The following is a 17,069-nucleotide window of genomic DNA, read 5'->3' as shown; positions in this document are numbered from 1 at the left end:
AGCGCGTTTGCTGGTAAGTGGTGAGCAAGGGGCTTGACAATTAAAAGCTGTCTGTAGTATAATGTTTATATATTTTTTTACGGTTTTTGACGTGGATATTCTAATTGAGTCAACAAGGGAATTTGAGAAAGATATTGCGCTGCTAAATGAAGATGAGAAAGCCGCAGTAATTCAAAAAATTAATTATTGTGCCAGCCTTTTTCCTACTCAAAAATCAAATGTGTATCGCAAGCTGCGTCGTCTCCCGCTATCGTCAGACCTGAATGGTTACGAGTCTTCGCTTTATACGCTACGAATTTCTCAAAAACTAAGAGTGGTTTTGGCGGTTGACGAAGACCCAATTTTTGGGCAAGCTATTTTTACTCTTTTTCGAGCAATTCAACACGACGAACTCGATCGAGCGTATAAGGGTGTAGCAGAGTCTTTGTATCAAGACCTACTTCAGCGCGATCGAGAAACTGCCTAGATATAATCAGCTTAAGTTATGGCGCAAAACCTTATTCTCTGTGATGAATATGGCATTATTTACGAAGCTATGAAAATTTTGCCAGATGACGAGCTAAAGATTAGTTTTCTGGAAGCTTTAGCAGAACTTGAAGACCAGGAATGTCACAGGACGAGACAATTTCCCAAAACGAGACTGCATAAAGTTAAGGGTGTGAAGCAGGCAGTTTATCGTGCTGATATTGATAAAGTCTCAGGCTGGCGCATCCACGTTCAGTACGTCAACGGACAGATTCATCTCAAGGATATTATTGAAGGGCAAAGACACGACAATGTAATTGAGGTGATTAAATCAAAGAAATCCCGCTACCAGTAATCCTAGCAAAGATATAATCTATAAAAATCCAGTGGGGATTTAGCGATGGAAACTAACAGATCGTTCGAGCAAAGTGATACCTGGATTGAAAAAGATTGTCTTGATGTCACAACCTTTTCTTTGCAATAGGCAGCTACTATATTTCATAGCGACCCCGAAATTTTAGGGGGAACTCCTGTCTTTATTGGTACTCGCGTCCCGATCGAGACTCTACTTGATTGTCTCGAAGCCGATGATTGGCTAAATGAGTTTCTAGACCATTTTCCTAGTGTCAGTCGCGATCGAGCGATTTGAGTTCTCGCAATGATACGATCGCCACATAACAACATTTAACGTTTATTGATGTCCGCTTCCTCAACATCGATCGCCTGCAGGATCGGAAATCCGATCGCACACCCGCCACAACTTCCACAAATTACGGCCCCAACCCCGCCCAGGTCAAGGATTTTGCCGATTTCTCGATCGCGCGCCACCGATCGCTAACTATAAATGAGCCCAAATCGCTAAAATTAAAAAAAGATACGTAATAGGCAGGCTGGCGTCAATGATCCCAACAGTTATAGAACAATCCGGTCGCGGCGAACGCGCCTTTGACATTTACTCGCGACTCCTGCGCGATCGCATCGTCTTCTTGGGCCAACAGGTTGACTCTGACTTGGCTAACCTGATCGTTGCCCAATTGCTATTTTTAGACGCCGAAGACCCGGAGAAAGATATTTACCTCTATATCAACTCCCCAGGGGGTTCGGTAACAGCAGGTATGGGCATTTTTGACACGATGAACCACATCCGCCCCGACATTTGCACTATTTGTCTCGGTTTGGCAGCCAGCATGGGCGCTTTTCTATTGAGTGCCGGCGCTAAAGGCAAGCGGATGAGTTTGCCTCACTCCCGGATTATGATCCACCAACCTCTAGGCGGAGCTCAAGGACAAGCAACCGATATTGAAATTCAGGCCAAAGAGATTTTGTACCACAAACGCCGCCTGAACGAACATCTTGCCAACCATACCGGTCAGCCGCTTTCCCGCATTGAAGAAGATACCGAACGGGATTTCTTCATGTCGGCTGAAGAAGCAAAGGACTACGGATTAGTAGATCAAGTGATCGATCGCCGTCCTTCCGCCAGCCGCCCGATCGCCGCTGTCGTCTAAATAAAAAGTTAAAAATCAAAAATGAGGAAGTATTCTTCATTTTTGATTTTTAATTTTTAACGTTCAAAAGTAGCTCTTTAATGGATAAACGGGTGGCGAGAAACCGGGTTTTTTACCCTAATCTTTGGTTCTCAACCTTAATCTCTGTAAAAAACCCGGTTTCTTTAATCCGGGAGCAACGGGGGGCGAGAAACCGGGTTTTTTACCCTAATCTTTGGTTCTCAACCTTAATCTCTGTAAAAAACCCGTTTTCTTTAATCTAATAGCCTCCAGCGCCTTGTTTAGTTGCCGAATTCCTAGGGCAAAGATTCGAGATATTGCAGGAAGTCGAGCAATTCTACTTGATTTAAGAAATGGCGCGCTTCTTTGCCATAACCTTGTTTGAGATAATCTTTTCCTTGGTTGGGAGTCCAGCCCAACCGTTTGATTTCCTCAGTAGTTCTGCTGTAGATTTCCAGATATTCTAGGAAGTCTACCAACTGTTCGCTAGAAAGCTCTCTCTGCGACGACTTGCCGTAATTGTGTTCGAGACAGTCGCTTTCCTGTTTTTTCTTCCATTGCAGGCGTTTGAGGATGGCGTCTATTTGGGCGATCGTATCAGAATTATCCTCGATCGCATCGCTGGGGATTCCCACTGCGATCGGTTGCAATTCCCTGACTTCGGCCGCACCCTGTAGCAGTTCACTTTGGCTAGAAGTCGGCACCTCCAGTTCCTGAAGTGGTTCGCCGTAGCTAGAAGAAAGCCAAGCGTCCGAGTCTAACTGCTTTGGTACAAATCCAGTAGCCTCCGCGCGATCGACCGTTGGCGGCAGCGGTGCAGGTACAGGTGCGATCGGATCTTCATTTAATTTCGCTTCACTCTTGACAAAATTGCTTTGATGTGTTTCAGGCAATTTGTCAGCAACAGGCATTTCTAGAACTGGAAGAGGAGCAAGAGGAGGCCCAAGCGGAACTGGAACAGCAGGAGGAGGGGGAGGGGGAACAGCAGCAACCGGGGGAACAGCAGGAGGATGGGGAGGGGGAACAGCAGCAACCGGAGCAACCGGAGCAACCGGAGCCGGATCAACACTCGCGATCGCACGATCGGGCGCAGCAGATCCAAGAACAGCGATCGCTCGCAACCGGGCGCGGTCTTCAGCATCCTCAACAGACTCAGCAGCCGACATAGCCGTAGCCAGGGTTTTGCCGTCAACCTGAACCAGACAGCGAACAACAAACTTACCGTGATGAACAGTCAGCAACTCACAAATTAACTGTCCAGCGGGATAAATGGCGCGAAATTCAGCAAACATAATTTTTTGACCCCGAAACCAGAAGGGGCTTATGACTTAAGTGTAGTACAGCCCTGAGAAAACAATTTTCTGAAAGCACCTATTCAACATACAATAAATTAAAGGTGAGTCATCCGCGCAACCTTTCACGCCACTAAACCCCATCCCACATCCGGCAGTTTAAGCTAACAAGCACCGGGCGTCATTTCTACCTATAGGAGATGACACAGCAACTAAGCAAAAGTAGTAAAAGTCTCCGGTTTGCGTACCTGCACTTTCTACAGCACAGATTGCTCCCGACCCGCTCGTTGCACCTCCGTCCGCAAGGGCCGATCGCGTGCAAAAAACAGGGGAATCGCAGCGGCGAGCTACTAGCAATTTTGCCTTGATCCGGTAAGTTCTTTGCTAAAGCAAGAGGCAAGAGGCACTTCAAAAGGAAGAAGGAACAACGCAGAAGGAAACAAGGCAGAAGGCAGAAATGCACATTTTCTCCCTCTCCATCCCTCCATCGGCTCATCCTCGACTCAAGCCGTTGCTTTCAGTATCGAGCCATCTTTTAAGAACCGACAGGGGCTTTCTAATTTGCGAAGTGCTCGGCGCTGCTGACCTAAAAGCAAACAAACCAACGCTAAAAAATTGTATTGGGGAATAGCGTGCGGGACAGTTGTCTGCACCGTCAGCAGTCAGTTCAAGACAGACAGCAGACAATTAGCACGAAGCAGGTGTCGGGAGAGAATCTCAAAAAAACCTCGCGATGAAACAAGGTGGCTGTGCTCGCGTCTCCACCTATCAACCCGCGTATTTGTTGGGAAGCAGGCACTACGAGGGCCCGAGGGGGTGCGGCTGATTTCGCCAAAATTAGACTAATTGCTGGAAACAAGAGGATCGATCGCTACATGGAATTTTCTATCGCTGCACTGCTGGCAAATTTTACAGAAGACAAATTAGTGGCTCCTAAAGCATTGGAGAAAAAACTCGACTGCAACGACGCCACCAGTCAACTCAAACTTCAAATCGCATTAGAAGCTCTAGAGAAAATTGGCATATTAGTCAAAGACAAAGGCCGCTATCGCCGAGTAGCTGAAGACGACGTAGTAGAAGCAAAACTGCGCTGTTCGAGCAAAGGATTTTGCTTTGCAATTCAAGACGCCGAAGGCTCAGAAGACGTTTACGTGCGGGAAAGTCACCTCTCGACAGCTTGGAATGGCGATCGAGTATTAGTCAAAATTATCAAAGAAGGTAGCCGCCGCCGATCGCCCGAAGGCGAAGTCATGCTCATCCTCGAACGCGCCAACCCCTCGGTACTCGCGCGAGTCAAGCAAACCGCCACCCCCACTGGCCGCGTCAGCTATAGAGCAATCCCCCTGGACGATCGCCTGTTGTTTGAACTAGACTTGCTCGCCAACGGCACAAATCTCCAAGAGGCGATCGACCATCTAGTACACGTCGAAGTCAAACGCTACCCCCTCGGCACCCATCGGCCAGTCGGCAAAGTAGTACAGGTACTCGGTTCCGACGCCGAAGCGGCCGACGACCTCGACATTGTATGCTGCAAACACGACTTGCCGCGATCGTTCCCCGCCGCCGTCATCAAAGCAGCCGAAAACTTGCCCAGCAAAGTCAAAAAAACCGACATCAAAAAACGCCTAGACTTGCGTAACATTCTGACTGTTAGCTTCAGCAAAAACGAACCGGGAACAACCAACAGCGAAAACAATGCCCCCCAAGCCCAGGAGGAAAATCTCTCCGAAGGAGGAGCCGAAAACGAGTTTGATCCGACATCCTTCCTCTCCGATCCGCCAGTGGAACGCGCTTTGTCGATCGAAACCCTGAAGCCCGGCCGCTGGCAAATAGGAATCCACATCAGCGACGCCGCTGAGTACGTGCAGCCAGAAACCCCGATCGACCGCGAAGCCCGCAAGCGAGGCACCGCCGCTCATCTGGGAGAAAAAATCATCGCCGTACTGCCAGAAACCCTCAACGAGCGCTGCTCCCTGCTGCCAGACAGCGAACGGCTGGCCTTCAGCATACTGCTCACCCTCGACCAATCAGGAGAACTCCTAGAATACGAAATTCAAACCAGCGTCATTCAAATTGACTACCACCTCACCTACGAGCAAGCTCAAGCAATTCTCGAACCAGGCGATGCCGAAGAGCACCCTTTATCCTCCGCCCTCCGTCCTTTCCTAGATCAAATCGGAGCCGCCTCACAAGCAGCCAGACAGACAAGGCTCAAGCGGGGAGCTTTTGAACTAAATTTGCCCGATGCTAACTCTCACTTCGATGACGAAGGCGAATTAGGAGCTTTTGCAACGGCTCCCCCCGCCCAGTCTGCTGTCTCCGAGTTGGTGGTACTTGCCAACCAAGCTGTCGCCACTCACCTGCAAGCCTTGGGAGTCCCAGCCATTTACCGCGTCCAGCCGATGCCAGACCCGGCAGACATTCAAGAGTTCATCAAACTCTCCAACAACCTCGGAGGCGAACTGTATCTCGAAACCGAAGAAGAAGTTTTGCCCTTGGACTTTCAGCGCTTTACCCAGCAGTTTGCCGGCCTGAAGTCCGAAAGAGTTCTCACCTACCTGCTAGAAGACACCATGAAGCCCGCTGTTTACAGCACCACTCCCAAGCCGCACTTCGGTTTAGGGCTGTCAGAGGGTTACACCCGCTGCACTTCGCCGCTTTCCCGCTATGCCGATTTGCTGGTACTGCGGGTGTTGCAAGCGGTGTTCGAGCAAGGCCGCAGCAGCCGCACAACACGGGCTAAGGAAAAAGTTGACTTGCACCATTCCTCCTGTCACGGTCAAATTACTTGGAATGTTCTCCCGCCAGATTTGCACCACGAATTTGAGACCGAGTTTGCATCGGTAGTAGTACACCTAACCGAACGCGAAAGAGTTGCTGAGGATGCCGAAAGCGATTTGCAGGGATTGAAGAAAACGGGATTGATGAAAGAACGCACCGGCCAAACTTTCCAGGGTTTGATTACAGGCGTGCAGTCTTACGGTTTCTTTGTGGAAATAGAGGTGCGGCCACCGGAGAGCGACATCTTGCGTGTTGAGGGACTGGTACACGTTTCTTCGCTAAAGGATGACTGGTACGAATATCGATCGCGCCAGCAAACTTTGGTGGGCCGCAAAAACCGCAATCAGTACCGTTTGGGCGATCGGGTAGAAGTTCAAGTCAAGAGTGTTGACTACTACCGCCAGCAAATTGATTTAGTTGCAGTTGGTGGCGGCAGTCAAGCTTTTGATGATGATGAATAATCAGTTGGCTGTTGACAGTTAACTTTTATCAATACTTAGTTGTCATTGTCTAGCAACTAAGTATTAATAAGTTGGCTGCCAACTATACTCAGCCATTATCAAAAAATAATTAATGACTAATATCCAATCCCGTAGCATCGTTGGGCGTCAAATCCCGTCAAAACTCAACAATCACGAACGGTGTAACCGGAATTTATATAATTTATCTGCGTTAATCTGTGTTAATGTGCCTATATATGCGGTAAAAAAAAGTTAATTTATTAACCGCAGATGACAAGGGATGGACGCAGATTAACGCTGATGAAGCTCAAATATATCTGAATAATTCCGATGCTAACAGATTTGATATAACAACTAATTACTAACAACAGTCAACCGTCAACTAATAAATAACTAATGACGAATAATTACCCGCTAATCCTAGGAGTTACCGGTGCATCGGGACTGATTTACGCTGTGCGAACTTTAAAATATCTGTTGGAAGCCGATCGCGCGATCGAACTGGTAGCTTCCAAGTCTACTTACATGGTTTGGCAAAGCGAACAGAACACGCGAATGCCGGCAGAACCGACGCTTCAAGAGGAATTCTGGCGGGAACAAGCAGGAGTAGCCACAATGGGTAAACTCCGATGCCATCCCTGGCAAGATGTCGGTGCTAATATTGCTAGTGGCTCGTTTCGTACCCAAGGGATGATGATTATTCCCTGTAGCATGAGTACGCTGGGGAAATTGGCGGCTGGCTTGAGTTCGGATTTGCTCGAAAGAGCGGCCGACGTTCAGCTCAAGGAAGGGCGAAAATTGGTACTTGTGCCTCGCGAAACGCCTTTTAGCTTGATTCACCTGCGGAATTTGACTACCTTGGCAGAAGCTGGAGCTAGAATTGTACCAGCGATTCCTGCTTGGTATCACAATCCGCAAACTATTGAAGATTTGGTAGACTTTGTGGTGGCTCGCGCTTTAGACCAGTTGGGGATTGATTGCGTTCCTCTCAAACGCTGGAAGGAAGAGGAAGGGAGTTAGTTGACAGTTGACAGTTGACAGTTGACAGTTGACAGTTGACAGTTTGTTATTTGTTATTGATGATTTGTTAGTTTTAATTAGCAATTCCCAATTACCAATTCCCAATTACCAATATTTTTAATATGCGTCCTGTATTTTTGCTAGTGATTGTGGTAGGGCTAACTATTTTTGCCCTGCAAAATGTGGAGCCGGCCTTATCGCTGGTGTTTTTGGGAGTTCGATCGCCTGCTGTGCCCTTATCTATCTGGATTTTGCTGAGTATGGCGGTGGGAGCTATCACGTCTTTATTGATTTCTGGTTTGCTCGCTTTTTCAAATTATCTATCTCCAAGGCGAGACCGCGCCGGCGGCGACAGTCGCAGCGGTCCCGATACTTTCCCAGAGGACAGGAGAACACCTTACACGCCGCCTCCCCCTCCTAGAAAACAGGGAATTGACCCGGATCTGAATAGGGATAATAGCCAAACTCAAGCTCCTGGTTCCTACCGAACTGAGTACGGCACCCCGGCTGGTTACAGTGCCGGGACTTTCCTGCAAGAAACTCCGAACCCGGATGGGGCGAAGAATTACGCTCAACCGGGGACTTATGCAGCGGCAGACGATGAGGATGATTGGGTCTCAGATGCCTCAAAATCAGGCTCTCAAGGGGGTGATGACGATTGGGGGGACGATCGCGATTTTCCCGACGGGCCGCAGGTAAATGACGTTCCCGCGGCAAATCCGAGGGCTTACGAAGCTAAGCAGGAACCGAAAAGCAAGTCTTGGGCTGGCTCCGTATATTCCTACGGCTATCGAGATCCGAGCCAGTCTGGGGTGGGGCAAACTGAGGCTGTATACGATGCGGAGTATCGAGTGCTGGTTCCTCCGGGAGGGGATATTCCTAAACCGGCTGATGAAGCACCAATAAATCCTATGGCAGAAGCAGAGGATGATTGGGGATTGGATGAGGGTGATGAGTTTGATGACGATGATGGCCCCAGTGGCGGATCGATTAACCTGAAAAAATAGAAAAATATCGGAGGATTTGGCAGTGGATGGGTTGAGGGGAGTAAATATTTATCTTGTCGGGATGATGGGTGCAGGAAAAACAACGGTGGGGCGGATTTTGGCAAAAAAATTAAAATACCGTTTTTTTGATACTGATGAACTAATTGTTCGAGTTGCTAATCAGTCAATTGCTGAGATTTTCGATCGAGAAGGGGAAGAGGCTTTTAGGGAACTAGAAAGTAAAGTGCTTGGGGAGTTGTCTGCGTATCAAAATTCGGTCGTGGCTACGGGCGGCGGCATTGTGACGCGATCGATGAATTGGGGTTACTTGCACTACGGTGTAGTAGTTTGGCTGGATGTGCCTGTAGATCAATTGTACGATCGACTGCGTTCGGACACCGCTCGACCCCTACTGCAGGAGGGGGAGATCAAATCTAAGCTGCAAAGCCTTTTGAAAGAGCGAGAGCGTTTCTACACTCAAGCAGATGTCCGAGTCTATGCTGGTGTGGGCGAAAGGCCTGAAGCAGTGGCGACTAGGGCGATCGAGGAAATCCAAAAAGTTATCAAACCAGAAACCGGGCCAGATCTCAATTGATACATTCCGAAACCGAGTTTCTAAGAAAATAACAGGTTTCTGAGGACTTTTGATACCAGTTCAAAAAAATAATGCAACTATACGCAAGCTCCAAACCACAAGCTTCATCACTCATTCCCAAAATCTAAAATCTAAAATCTAAAATCTAAAATGGTATGACTTGGGTGAAAATACTGATATTTGTCTGAGTGTGTCCGTTTAACCACCCCATATTTTGCAATCCACCGGGTTTGACTTGATATGATGCGTAACTTTTATCAGTATGAGGATGTGGTGATGCGGAGATTTTATACAAGAACTAATGCCAGACTCATCTGATTCGTTAAAGTCTGCTATTGAGTTCTCCCTAAAAATAAAAGGGCCCCACCGCTGAAGGGCTGTAGGGCGCAAGGACAGTTAAACGCTAACTTGATTGTCGGGAAATTTAGCATCAATGCTACCCTGCTATGTGACGATTTTACGATCGTCCATTCCCTAATCAACTCTCCCGTATCAAAAAATGTAACCCAGCACCGATCGAATTCAACCGGTCCTATTCTGAAAACAATACCTCATGCATTCTGACTAGCAGCTCCCAAAAGCTGCTTTTTTATTGGGATAAGTTTTTGGCTGCGGGACTTCCGGGATCTTGGCAATAACATTTTGAGCAAAAGTCGCTACAGTTAAATACTGCCCTAGGGGTTTTCAGTTCTACTCCAGGTTCCCCGGTAATTGGTAATTGGTAATTAGTAATGGGGAATTAGTAACGCGCAACGGGGAATCGGCAATTGAGATGCTGTACCTCACCAAGCTGGAAAACTGCTATGATTACATCGCGGAACGGGGAATTAATCCGGGTGGGGGATTGAAAAAAAATAAGCTGTATTTATTGATGGGCGATCTGATAGTTTTCGGCTAAATATCCGTTGCGAGTTATAGAATTTGGTTGGATGAATTTCCCGTTCCTCATTAAGAGAATACGAGCCTGCCTGTCCTTGACCAAAACTCGATCGCTCCACCCAGCCCCACACCTGTTAAAGAAATGGTAGCTAATACCGCAAAAGCCCGCCAATTTTTCCAACCAGACATTTGAATATCGAGTCTTGCCAAAGCTCCGGCTGAAATCAAGAGTAAACAAGTAGCAAAAAGGTGCAGCCAAGCAAAAACTACCACTGCCACAAAAGCTCCTACAATAATAGAAAGAAAAGCACCGATATCACTCGAAAACCACCGCAAAATTAAGGCTTTTATGTCTCTCAGAGGGAACGACAAGGCGACAGCAAACACTAAAATTGAAGCTATGGCTAGAAACCAAGTCAGGTGCGGGGGAACATCAAACTCAGATAATTTCCAGCCAAAAGTGAAATAAGTAACAAAAAGTAGAGTTAGGGAAACCCAAGAGTTTTTTTTCATCCAATGGCACAATTAGGAGAACCAGGCAAAAAAAAGATGATGAACCCGATGAGTTTGTACAGGGGCTAGAGGTTAGTAGAAATAGCTTGCACCGGACAGGTAGGGATGCACTGCTCGCAAACGATACATCGCGATCGAGCAAAACTTAGTTTAAAGCTTTCTGGGTCAAGGGTCAAGGCTTCTGTCGGGCAAACCCCCGTACACAAACCGCAGTCAACGCAGATATCTTCGTCTATGAGTATTTCCCGACTGGCTAGGGAAACGCCGATATTTTGCGATCGCATCCAGTCGATCGCCGCTTCTAATTGGTCGATGTCCCCTGATAACTCTAGCACCAGTTTGCCCACTTGATTGGGAGCCACCTGAGCACGGATAATGTTGGCTGCAACATTAAAATCCTTTGCCAGTCGATAGGTGACAGGCATTTGGATCGATCGTTGGGGAAACGTCAGTGTTACCCGTTTTTTCACCCTGCAAGTCCTCGGTAATTTACAAACAATCTTTGTTATCTTATGTTTTAGCGCACTTGGTCTAATTACTGCCTTTAGCACAATTTTGTATGAGATGGGTCTGATTATCTCAAAATGTGCTATAATCTGAATCTATTATTTAAAATAAAAACATAGAAATCAAAGCGCAATTTATTTTATGACCCAGAATTCCCCCAAGTCAACTGTCGCCCCCGTAGCCAAAAATCCCGAAACAAAAGTCGCCACCCGCCTCAGAAACTTATTGATCGTGTTAGCAGCGATCGTCCTTTCAATATCCATCTTCTTTGGGCTGCAAACCCAAACGCCGTCAAGCAGTCTCACCGACATGGCAAAAGCTTCAACGCCATTAGAAACAGCTTTAGTAAATGGCAAACCGACACTCATGGAATTTTATGCTAATTGGTGCGGTAGCTGTCAGGCAATGGCTAAAGATCTGAGCGAAATCAAACAGAAATACGCCGAACCGATGAATTTTGTGATGCTGAATGTAGACAATGACAAATGGCTGCCAGAAATCACCAAATATCGAGTAGACGGCATCCCGCACTTTGTCTATTTGAACGATAAAGGCAGCCCCGTTGCGGAAACTATGGGCGAAATGCCGCGCAGTATTATGGAAGCTAACTTAGAAGCCTTAATTGCAGGAAAACCTCTGCCCCATGTCCAAGCTGCCGGTCAAGTTTCTAATTTTACTCCTCCCACAGGGCCTGTGAAAACAAGTAGCTCCGACCCCCGCGCCCACGGCTCTCAAGTACAGTAAAAGAAGGAAGAGAGAAGAAGGAAAAAGCAAGAGAGACAAGAGAACAAGACTTTAGGAACAGGCAAGATGCCTGTTCCACAACAAATAAACTTTCTTGTGGAACAGGCATCTTGCCTGTTCCTGATTGCGATAACTTACAGAGATTCAAAAGCCCCTAGGAATTTCTGCCAATCTGCGTTTTGGGCGAGATACTACCTCTAAAGAAATATTCACAAAAAATTTTGGGAAAATTTATTAAGATTTATTATACTCCTCGTAAGGTGCGTCAGTAGATATTCTCTCACGCCCCAGAGAAATTTAAGGCTGACGCACCCTACTAGAATTAATCTGACTGACTGGGTAAACTTTTCAATTCTAAAATCTAAAATCTAAAATCGAATGACCCCCGACAAACCCGGATTCAGCATTAGCGCGACCGCCATTCGTCGCCATATCGGCACCCTCATGCTGACACTTGCTATTATAATTGTGGGCTTTTTTTACATCACCCAACTGCCTGTTGACTTGCTGCCCTCCATCACCTATCCCCGCATCGGCGTGCGCTTAAACGCCCCCGGAGTCTCCCCAGAAGTAGCAATAGACGAAGTTACCCGCCCCCTCGAACAAGGACTTTCCGCAACTGAAGGCGTCATTCAAGTTTTCTCCCGCACTCGCGAAGGACAAGTCAGCGTCGATTTATTCTTCAAACCCGGAGGCAACATAGACCAGGCCCTCAACGACGCCACCGCCGCTGTCAACCGCATCCGCAACCGACTTCCCGATACAGTTGAATCGCCCACTCTCTTCAAAGTTGACCCTTCCCAGCAGCCGATTTACGAATTTGCCCTCACTTCCAACTCCTTGCAAGGAGTTGATTTGCGCGTATTTGCCGACGAAGAATTATCCAGAGAACTAAACGTAATTCCTGGAATAGCAGCAGTTGACGTTGCCGGCGGCGTGCAAGAAGAAATTCAAGTAAATATTGACTTAAATCGCTTGCAATCTTTAGGCGTCAGTATTTCCGACGTTTTATCAGCCCTCGAATCCCGCAACCTCGACACTTCCGGGGGGCGACTGCGGCAAGAAGCAGCGGAACCTTTAACCCGTACCGTCGGCCGATTTAAGAACGCCAAAGAAATTCAGGCAATTTCTTTTCAAGCATCCGGTTCTAATCCGCCCAAACGAGTGTTCTTGCGCGATTTTGCTCAGGTAATTGACGGTACAGAAGAAGAACGAGTTAAAGTATTTCTCAATCAGAAATCAGCCGTAAAAATTAGCATTCAAAAGCAGCCGGACGCGAATACAATCTCAGTTGTAGACGGCATCAAAAAGCGGCTAGAAGAATTAAAAGAATCCGGGGTCATTCCCGAAGGCACGACTATCGTCAATACCTTCGACGAGTCTAAGTTCATCCGCGATTCTATTAGCAACGTCCTATTTTCTGGTTTAACCGGGGCTGTTTTAGCCGGGGCATCTGTATTGCTGTTCCTGGCTTCCCTGCGCCAAACTTTGATTATTGTCCTGGCAATTCCCCTCGCAACTTTAATGGCGATTATTCTGATGGGAGTTTTTGGCCTATCTCTGAACGTTTTCAGTTTGGGGGGTTTGGCGCTGGGTGTGGGAATTGTGGTCGATAACTCGATCGTCATGCTGGAGAATATTGTCGAAGGAACCAGCAATAAAAACAGTGCAAACGGTCAGCGCTTAAGTAACAAGCAGTTGATGCAGCAAGCAGTAAAAAGTAGCCAAGAATTAGAATCAGCTTTATTTGCTTCCACCATCACTAACTTAGTTGCCGTACTGCCATTTTTGCTAATAGGCGGCTTAGTTTCCTTACTTTTCAACGAATTAATTCTCACCATCACCTTTTCCGTCGCCGCCTCTCTGATTGTCGGATTGACAGTTGTACCGATGATGGCTTCTCGACTGCTAGCGCTGCGGGTATCCAGCGGTTTGAGCAACTTTTGGCCGCTGCGCGCATTCGATCGAGCTTTTACCAATGCTACCGCCGGTTACGGTAAATTTTTATCGGGCATAGTGCGGTGGCGGTTGATTATCATTGCAGTAGCGATTATTGGATTGGGCGGCGGCAGTTGGCTGATGGCTGGTCAAATCCCCCAGGAAATATTACCGAGAATTAATACCGGTCAAGCGAGATTGTTTGCTTTGTTTCCTGCAGGCACAAATTTGGCAACCAACCAAATAATCATGGCCGAAGCTGATAAAATTATCCTCAGCCAACCAGAAACTCAATACACTTTAACGACGGTGGGCGGGCTGTTGTTCGGCAACAATACGGTTGAGAATGTGCTGCGCGGCGGCTGCAACATTACGCTGAAACCTGGCACCAATACATTGGCTTTTGTGGAGCGAGTTACGCAAGAATTGAATAAAATTGATTTGCCCAAAAATACTCGTTTGCGGCTGAATCCAGAAAATGTGCGGGGTTTAGTTTTAACTAATTCGCCAGTGCGCGGCGCTGAAATTGATATCCTGCTTCAGGGCGAAAACGAACAAATATTGCAGCAAGCCGGCCGCGAGATATTGGGAACTTTGGATAAGAAGGTAAAATTAGCTCGTTTTCGCCCGGATGGAGACCCGCAGCAAACGGAAGTGCAGATTCGCCCCAACTGGGAACAAGCGGAAATCTACGGGTTGAATGCGAGGCAAATTGGAGAGGCGATTCAGACAGCAATTCAAGGTTCTGTTCCTACGCAATTGCAGCGGGGAAACCGTTTGGTTGATGTGCGGGTACAATTCGATCGCGCTGCTGTTCAATCGATTTCCGCACTAAAATTTATCCCTTTAACTGCTAGGGATAACAGCATTATCCGCTTGAGCGATGTGGCGAATATTGAACTTGGAAAAGCGCCGGGGGAAATTCAAAGGCTTAACCAGCGCCAAGTTTTCATGATTGCTGGGAATATTAATAAGGGCGCGAGTTTGGGCGATGCTTTGAAACAAGTGGATGCAGTTTTGTCGGAAATCAAATTGCCGCCGGGAGTGCGAGTGATACCTAGTTCGGCGGCGGAAACTAACCGGGAATTGCAAAGTTCGCTGATTGTTTTGGGATCTTTGGCGGCGTTTTTAGTATTTGTGGTGATGGCGGTGCAGTACAATTCGCTTGTCGATCCGCTGGTGATTATGTTAACGGTGCCGCTGGCTTTGGCTGGGGGGATTTTCGGGCTGTATGCTACTAAAACTGCGATCGGCGCAACGGTGATTGTGGGGGCGATTTTGCTGGTGGGAATTGTGGTAAATAATGCGATTATTATGGTGGAGTTAGCGAACCAAATTCTGGAAGATGAAAAGGTCGATCGCACAACAGCAATTCTCAGGGCGGCACCTCAGCGCTTGCGTCCGATTTTGATGACAACTATTACCACAGTTTTGGGTTTATTTCCCCTAGCTTTGGGCATTGGAGACGGTTCGGAATTCTTGCAACCGCTGGGTGTGGTGGTGTTTTCCGGTTTGTCGCTGGCAACGCTGCTGACGCTGTTTATTATTCCGTGTTTTTACATTTTGCTGCACGACTTCTTCGGGATGTTTGCAGGGAATAAGAAACCGCAGGCGGTTGCTATTCCCGTGCAGAAGACGGGGAGAAAAAATGCGAATTTGTAAAATGTAGCGTCAGCAAATACGCACTTTCCCGCAACCCGGCAGGGGTTTAAACCCCTGCCTCAAAGCGAAAGTCGGTTAAAACCGACTGTAGATTTTGAGGGAAAATACGATCTATTTCAGTCCTCTTTTAGAGGACTTTCGCTATTAGACAGGGAATTCATTCCCTGTCGGAATGTCGGATTTACCAACAATACTGGTACGGCATTTGATGTTAAGTTGACGCGCCGATAATTAGTCGGTAAGGTGCGTCAGTAAACAGTCTCTGACTCCCCAAAGCAATTCCCGACTGACGCACCCTACGATAAATGCTGCAAGATTTCAGTTAAAATAGAGCTTATTTACGCTGAAATATCTTTATGCTAATTTTACCAAAATATGAAAGACAAATTGACTGGTCGTTCTCGTATATAAATCAACCCATTAATTCCGAGTGGGCTACGATTGTCAGTGGCGATCGCAAAAAAGTCACTTTAGTCGATCGCAACTTGTCGCCAAAATACGAATACCAGCTTCCCGACGCAATTAGCTGTTTAGCCATTAGTCCCAAAGGCGATTTGCTGGCAGCAATTATGGCAAATGGCAATCACTTAGCAATTGTGACAGCAGAAAACCAGCTAGTTTTTGAAGAACAGCTACCTAACCCTCCTGTTGAGGTTTCATCTTTGTATAACGATAATGGATTTCTGGACTGCTGGTTTGATGCAGACGGCTTGCATTTTTGGTGCATGAAATTAATTGAACGCAAGGAAGTCGAGATTCAAATTCGCGATACCAGTTCGTGGCAAATTCAGCGAAAACTTCGGCTCAAAGACCATATCGACAGCCGTTGCTTCTCGTTTCACCCACACCCAGAAAATCAAATTTTAGCTGTTTGGGATGCTGCGGATCTGTACGGACAGCAAATCTACTGGCTTTATGATGATGGTACGAGAATTCACGCCGTGGAGGTTCCCTGTCCCAATGAAACAGGGCCTCCAGAATTTCATCCTGCCGGTGGCGAATTTGTGGTTATACATAGTTGCGGGCAACAACTCAGCCGATTCAGTTTTCCTGATTGCAATTTACTTGGAATATGCGAATGGCCTTGGCCTGATTCTGATGACTGTTTTAGGTACTATATGTGCTACCTATCAGACGATCGCCTTCTAATTGACACCGTTCAAGGGAGAATGTATTTAATCGATATTGAAAAAATGGAGATATCAGATGAACTGATTTTAAGCGGTCATGAACCCCGTCCTTCTGAAGAACTTTACCCTAATCTCAAGGATGTTGAAGAAGGGCTTTGCAGCGACTTGGACTGTTTTTATCGATTTGATTCAGATAGGATTCTTTCCGTTCACTCACAACTGCCGAGTCAAAAACCTGACTCTAAACAGAAGACATTAGTTATCTTCGGGGGAAAAGAGCTGTTTGGTTCGCTGGCGAAGGTACAACCATCCGCACCTTACAGTAAACTATTCATTCAATCTTTAGGCATTTCTTAATGATTTTCAATACAAAACGCTTCTTGTGCCGTGTTAGCTTTTGACTCGCTTTCCCGCAGTCCGACAGGGGTTGAAACCCCTGCCTCATAGCGAAAGTCGGTTAAAACCGACTGTAGAGTTTGACGGGAAGTGCGAGGGATTTTAGTCCTCTTTCAGAGGACTTTAGCTATGAGACAGGGAATTCATTCCCTGTCGGACTGTCGGTTAAAGCCGACTGTAGATTTTGACGGG

Annotated in this window: 15 protein-coding genes; 12 read left to right on the top strand and 3 right to left on the bottom strand. The window is 47.0% G+C overall.

The genetic code is table 11. The annotated features are described in order from the left end of the window. Positions 1-61: 61 nt before the first annotated feature. From QUB08_RS04890 to clpP, 4 genes are all read left to right on the top strand, one after another. A complete protein-coding gene (locus QUB08_RS04890) occupies positions 62-466 on the top strand; it encodes a hypothetical protein (RefSeq protein WP_333223710.1) in 405 nt (134 codons plus the stop codon). 18 nt (positions 467-484) lie between these two features. Further along, entirely contained in the window at positions 485-820 is a 336-nt protein-coding gene (locus tag QUB08_RS04885) for a hypothetical protein (RefSeq protein WP_333057897.1), read from the top strand. 138 nt (positions 821-958) lie between these two features. After that, positions 959-1,114: a DUF433 domain-containing protein gene (locus QUB08_RS04880; RefSeq protein WP_333223730.1), complete on the top strand. Its 156-nt coding sequence runs from the start codon at positions 959-961 to the stop codon at positions 1,112-1,114. Positions 1,115-1,364: 250 nt separating this feature from the next. Continuing rightward, positions 1,365-1,973 (top strand): ATP-dependent Clp endopeptidase proteolytic subunit ClpP, encoded by a 609-nt coding sequence (gene clpP, locus QUB08_RS04875; RefSeq protein ID WP_006635758.1) that lies wholly within the window; start codon positions 1,365-1,367, stop codon positions 1,971-1,973. 296 nt (positions 1,974-2,269) lie between these two features. Here the strand turns inward: clpP and QUB08_RS04870 are convergent, their stop codons facing one another. After that, positions 2,270-3,265: a hypothetical protein gene (locus QUB08_RS04870; protein WP_333223709.1), complete on the bottom strand. Its 996-nt coding sequence runs from the start codon at positions 3,263-3,265 to the stop codon at positions 2,270-2,272. Between the two features lie 875 nt (positions 3,266-4,140). Here QUB08_RS04870 and QUB08_RS04865 point away from each other — a divergent pair. The 5 genes from QUB08_RS04865 (at position 4,141) to QUB08_RS04845 (ending at position 10,006) form a co-directional block, all read left to right on the top strand. Continuing rightward, positions 4,141-6,507, top strand: coding sequence for a ribonuclease R family protein (locus QUB08_RS04865; protein ID WP_333223708.1), 2,367 nt, complete (start codon positions 4,141-4,143; stop codon positions 6,505-6,507). Positions 6,508-6,903: 396 nt separating this feature from the next. Continuing rightward, positions 6,904-7,527: a flavin prenyltransferase UbiX gene (locus QUB08_RS04860; RefSeq protein ID WP_242718598.1), complete on the top strand. Its 624-nt coding sequence runs from the start codon at positions 6,904-6,906 to the stop codon at positions 7,525-7,527. Between the two features lie 122 nt (positions 7,528-7,649). Next, a complete protein-coding gene (locus QUB08_RS04855; protein ID WP_333223707.1) occupies positions 7,650-8,534 on the top strand; it encodes a LapA family protein in 885 nt (294 codons plus the stop codon). A 22-nt stretch (positions 8,535-8,556) separates the two neighbouring features. Beyond that, positions 8,557-9,108 carry a shikimate kinase gene (locus QUB08_RS04850; protein WP_333223706.1) on the top strand — a complete coding sequence of 184 codons (552 nt, stop codon included), beginning with the start codon at positions 8,557-8,559 and terminating at the stop codon, positions 9,106-9,108. A gap of 718 nt (positions 9,109-9,826) precedes the next feature. Continuing rightward, positions 9,827-10,006, top strand: coding sequence for a hypothetical protein (locus tag QUB08_RS04845; protein ID WP_333223705.1), 180 nt, complete (start codon positions 9,827-9,829; stop codon positions 10,004-10,006). Between the two features lie 50 nt (positions 10,007-10,056). Here the strand turns inward: QUB08_RS04845 and QUB08_RS04840 are convergent, their stop codons facing one another. Continuing rightward, complete coding sequence (locus tag QUB08_RS04840) at positions 10,057-10,500, bottom strand: hypothetical protein (protein ID WP_333156616.1); 444 nt, start codon at positions 10,498-10,500, stop codon at positions 10,057-10,059. Between the two features lie 65 nt (positions 10,501-10,565). Beyond that, on the bottom strand, positions 10,566-10,970 hold the full coding sequence (locus QUB08_RS04835) for an NIL domain-containing protein (RefSeq protein ID WP_190741019.1): 405 nt from the start codon (positions 10,968-10,970) through the stop codon (positions 10,566-10,568). Positions 10,971-11,148: 178 nt separating this feature from the next. On the opposite strand from QUB08_RS04835, the gene QUB08_RS04830 reads away from it, so the two are divergent. The 3 genes from QUB08_RS04830 (at position 11,149) to QUB08_RS04820 (ending at position 16,838) form a co-directional block, all read left to right on the top strand. Further along, complete coding sequence (locus QUB08_RS04830; RefSeq protein WP_333223704.1) at positions 11,149-11,751, top strand: thioredoxin family protein; 603 nt, start codon at positions 11,149-11,151, stop codon at positions 11,749-11,751. A gap of 378 nt (positions 11,752-12,129) precedes the next feature. Beyond that, positions 12,130-15,351 (top strand): efflux RND transporter permease subunit, encoded by a 3,222-nt coding sequence (locus QUB08_RS04825; protein ID WP_333223703.1) that lies wholly within the window; start codon positions 12,130-12,132, stop codon positions 15,349-15,351. Between the two features lie 356 nt (positions 15,352-15,707). Beyond that, the gene (locus QUB08_RS04820) at positions 15,708-16,838 is read left to right on the top strand and encodes a hypothetical protein (RefSeq protein WP_333223702.1); all 1,131 of its coding nucleotides are present in this window, start codon (positions 15,708-15,710) and stop codon (positions 16,836-16,838) included. Positions 16,839-17,069: the final 231 nt, after the last annotated feature.

Source organism: Microcoleus sp. BR0-C5 (assembly GCF_036705045.1).
Classification (GTDB): domain Bacteria; phylum Cyanobacteriota; class Cyanobacteriia; order Cyanobacteriales; family Microcoleaceae; genus Microcoleus.
The sequence above is the reverse complement of the archived record's forward strand: the minus strand, read 5'-3'. Positions and strand labels throughout refer to the sequence as shown.

What these genes read in the sequence shown, in the direction of transcription:
- QUB08_RS04890 (WP_333223710.1), top strand. Translation starts at nt 62, where the DNA reads ATGTTTATATATTTTTTTACGGTTTTTGACGTGGATATTCTAATTGAG.
- QUB08_RS04885 (WP_333057897.1), top strand. Translation starts at nt 485, where the DNA reads ATGGCGCAAAACCTTATTCTCTGTGATGAATATGGCATTATTTACGAA.
- clpP (WP_006635758.1), top strand. Translation starts at nt 1,365, where the DNA reads ATGATCCCAACAGTTATAGAACAATCCGGTCGCGGCGAACGCGCCTTT.
- QUB08_RS04870 (WP_333223709.1), bottom strand. Translation starts at nt 3,265, where the DNA reads ATGTTTGCTGAATTTCGCGCCATTTATCCCGCTGGACAGTTAATTTGT.
- QUB08_RS04865 (WP_333223708.1), top strand. Translation starts at nt 4,141, where the DNA reads ATGGAATTTTCTATCGCTGCACTGCTGGCAAATTTTACAGAAGACAAA.
- QUB08_RS04860 (WP_242718598.1), top strand. Translation starts at nt 6,904, where the DNA reads ATGACGAATAATTACCCGCTAATCCTAGGAGTTACCGGTGCATCGGGA.
- QUB08_RS04855 (WP_333223707.1), top strand. Translation starts at nt 7,650, where the DNA reads ATGCGTCCTGTATTTTTGCTAGTGATTGTGGTAGGGCTAACTATTTTT.
- QUB08_RS04840 (WP_333156616.1), bottom strand. Translation starts at nt 10,500, where the DNA reads ATGAAAAAAAACTCTTGGGTTTCCCTAACTCTACTTTTTGTTACTTAT.
- QUB08_RS04830 (WP_333223704.1), top strand. Translation starts at nt 11,149, where the DNA reads ATGACCCAGAATTCCCCCAAGTCAACTGTCGCCCCCGTAGCCAAAAAT.
- QUB08_RS04825 (WP_333223703.1), top strand. Translation starts at nt 12,130, where the DNA reads ATGACCCCCGACAAACCCGGATTCAGCATTAGCGCGACCGCCATTCGT.
- QUB08_RS04820 (WP_333223702.1), top strand. Translation starts at nt 15,708, where the DNA reads ATGCTAATTTTACCAAAATATGAAAGACAAATTGACTGGTCGTTCTCG.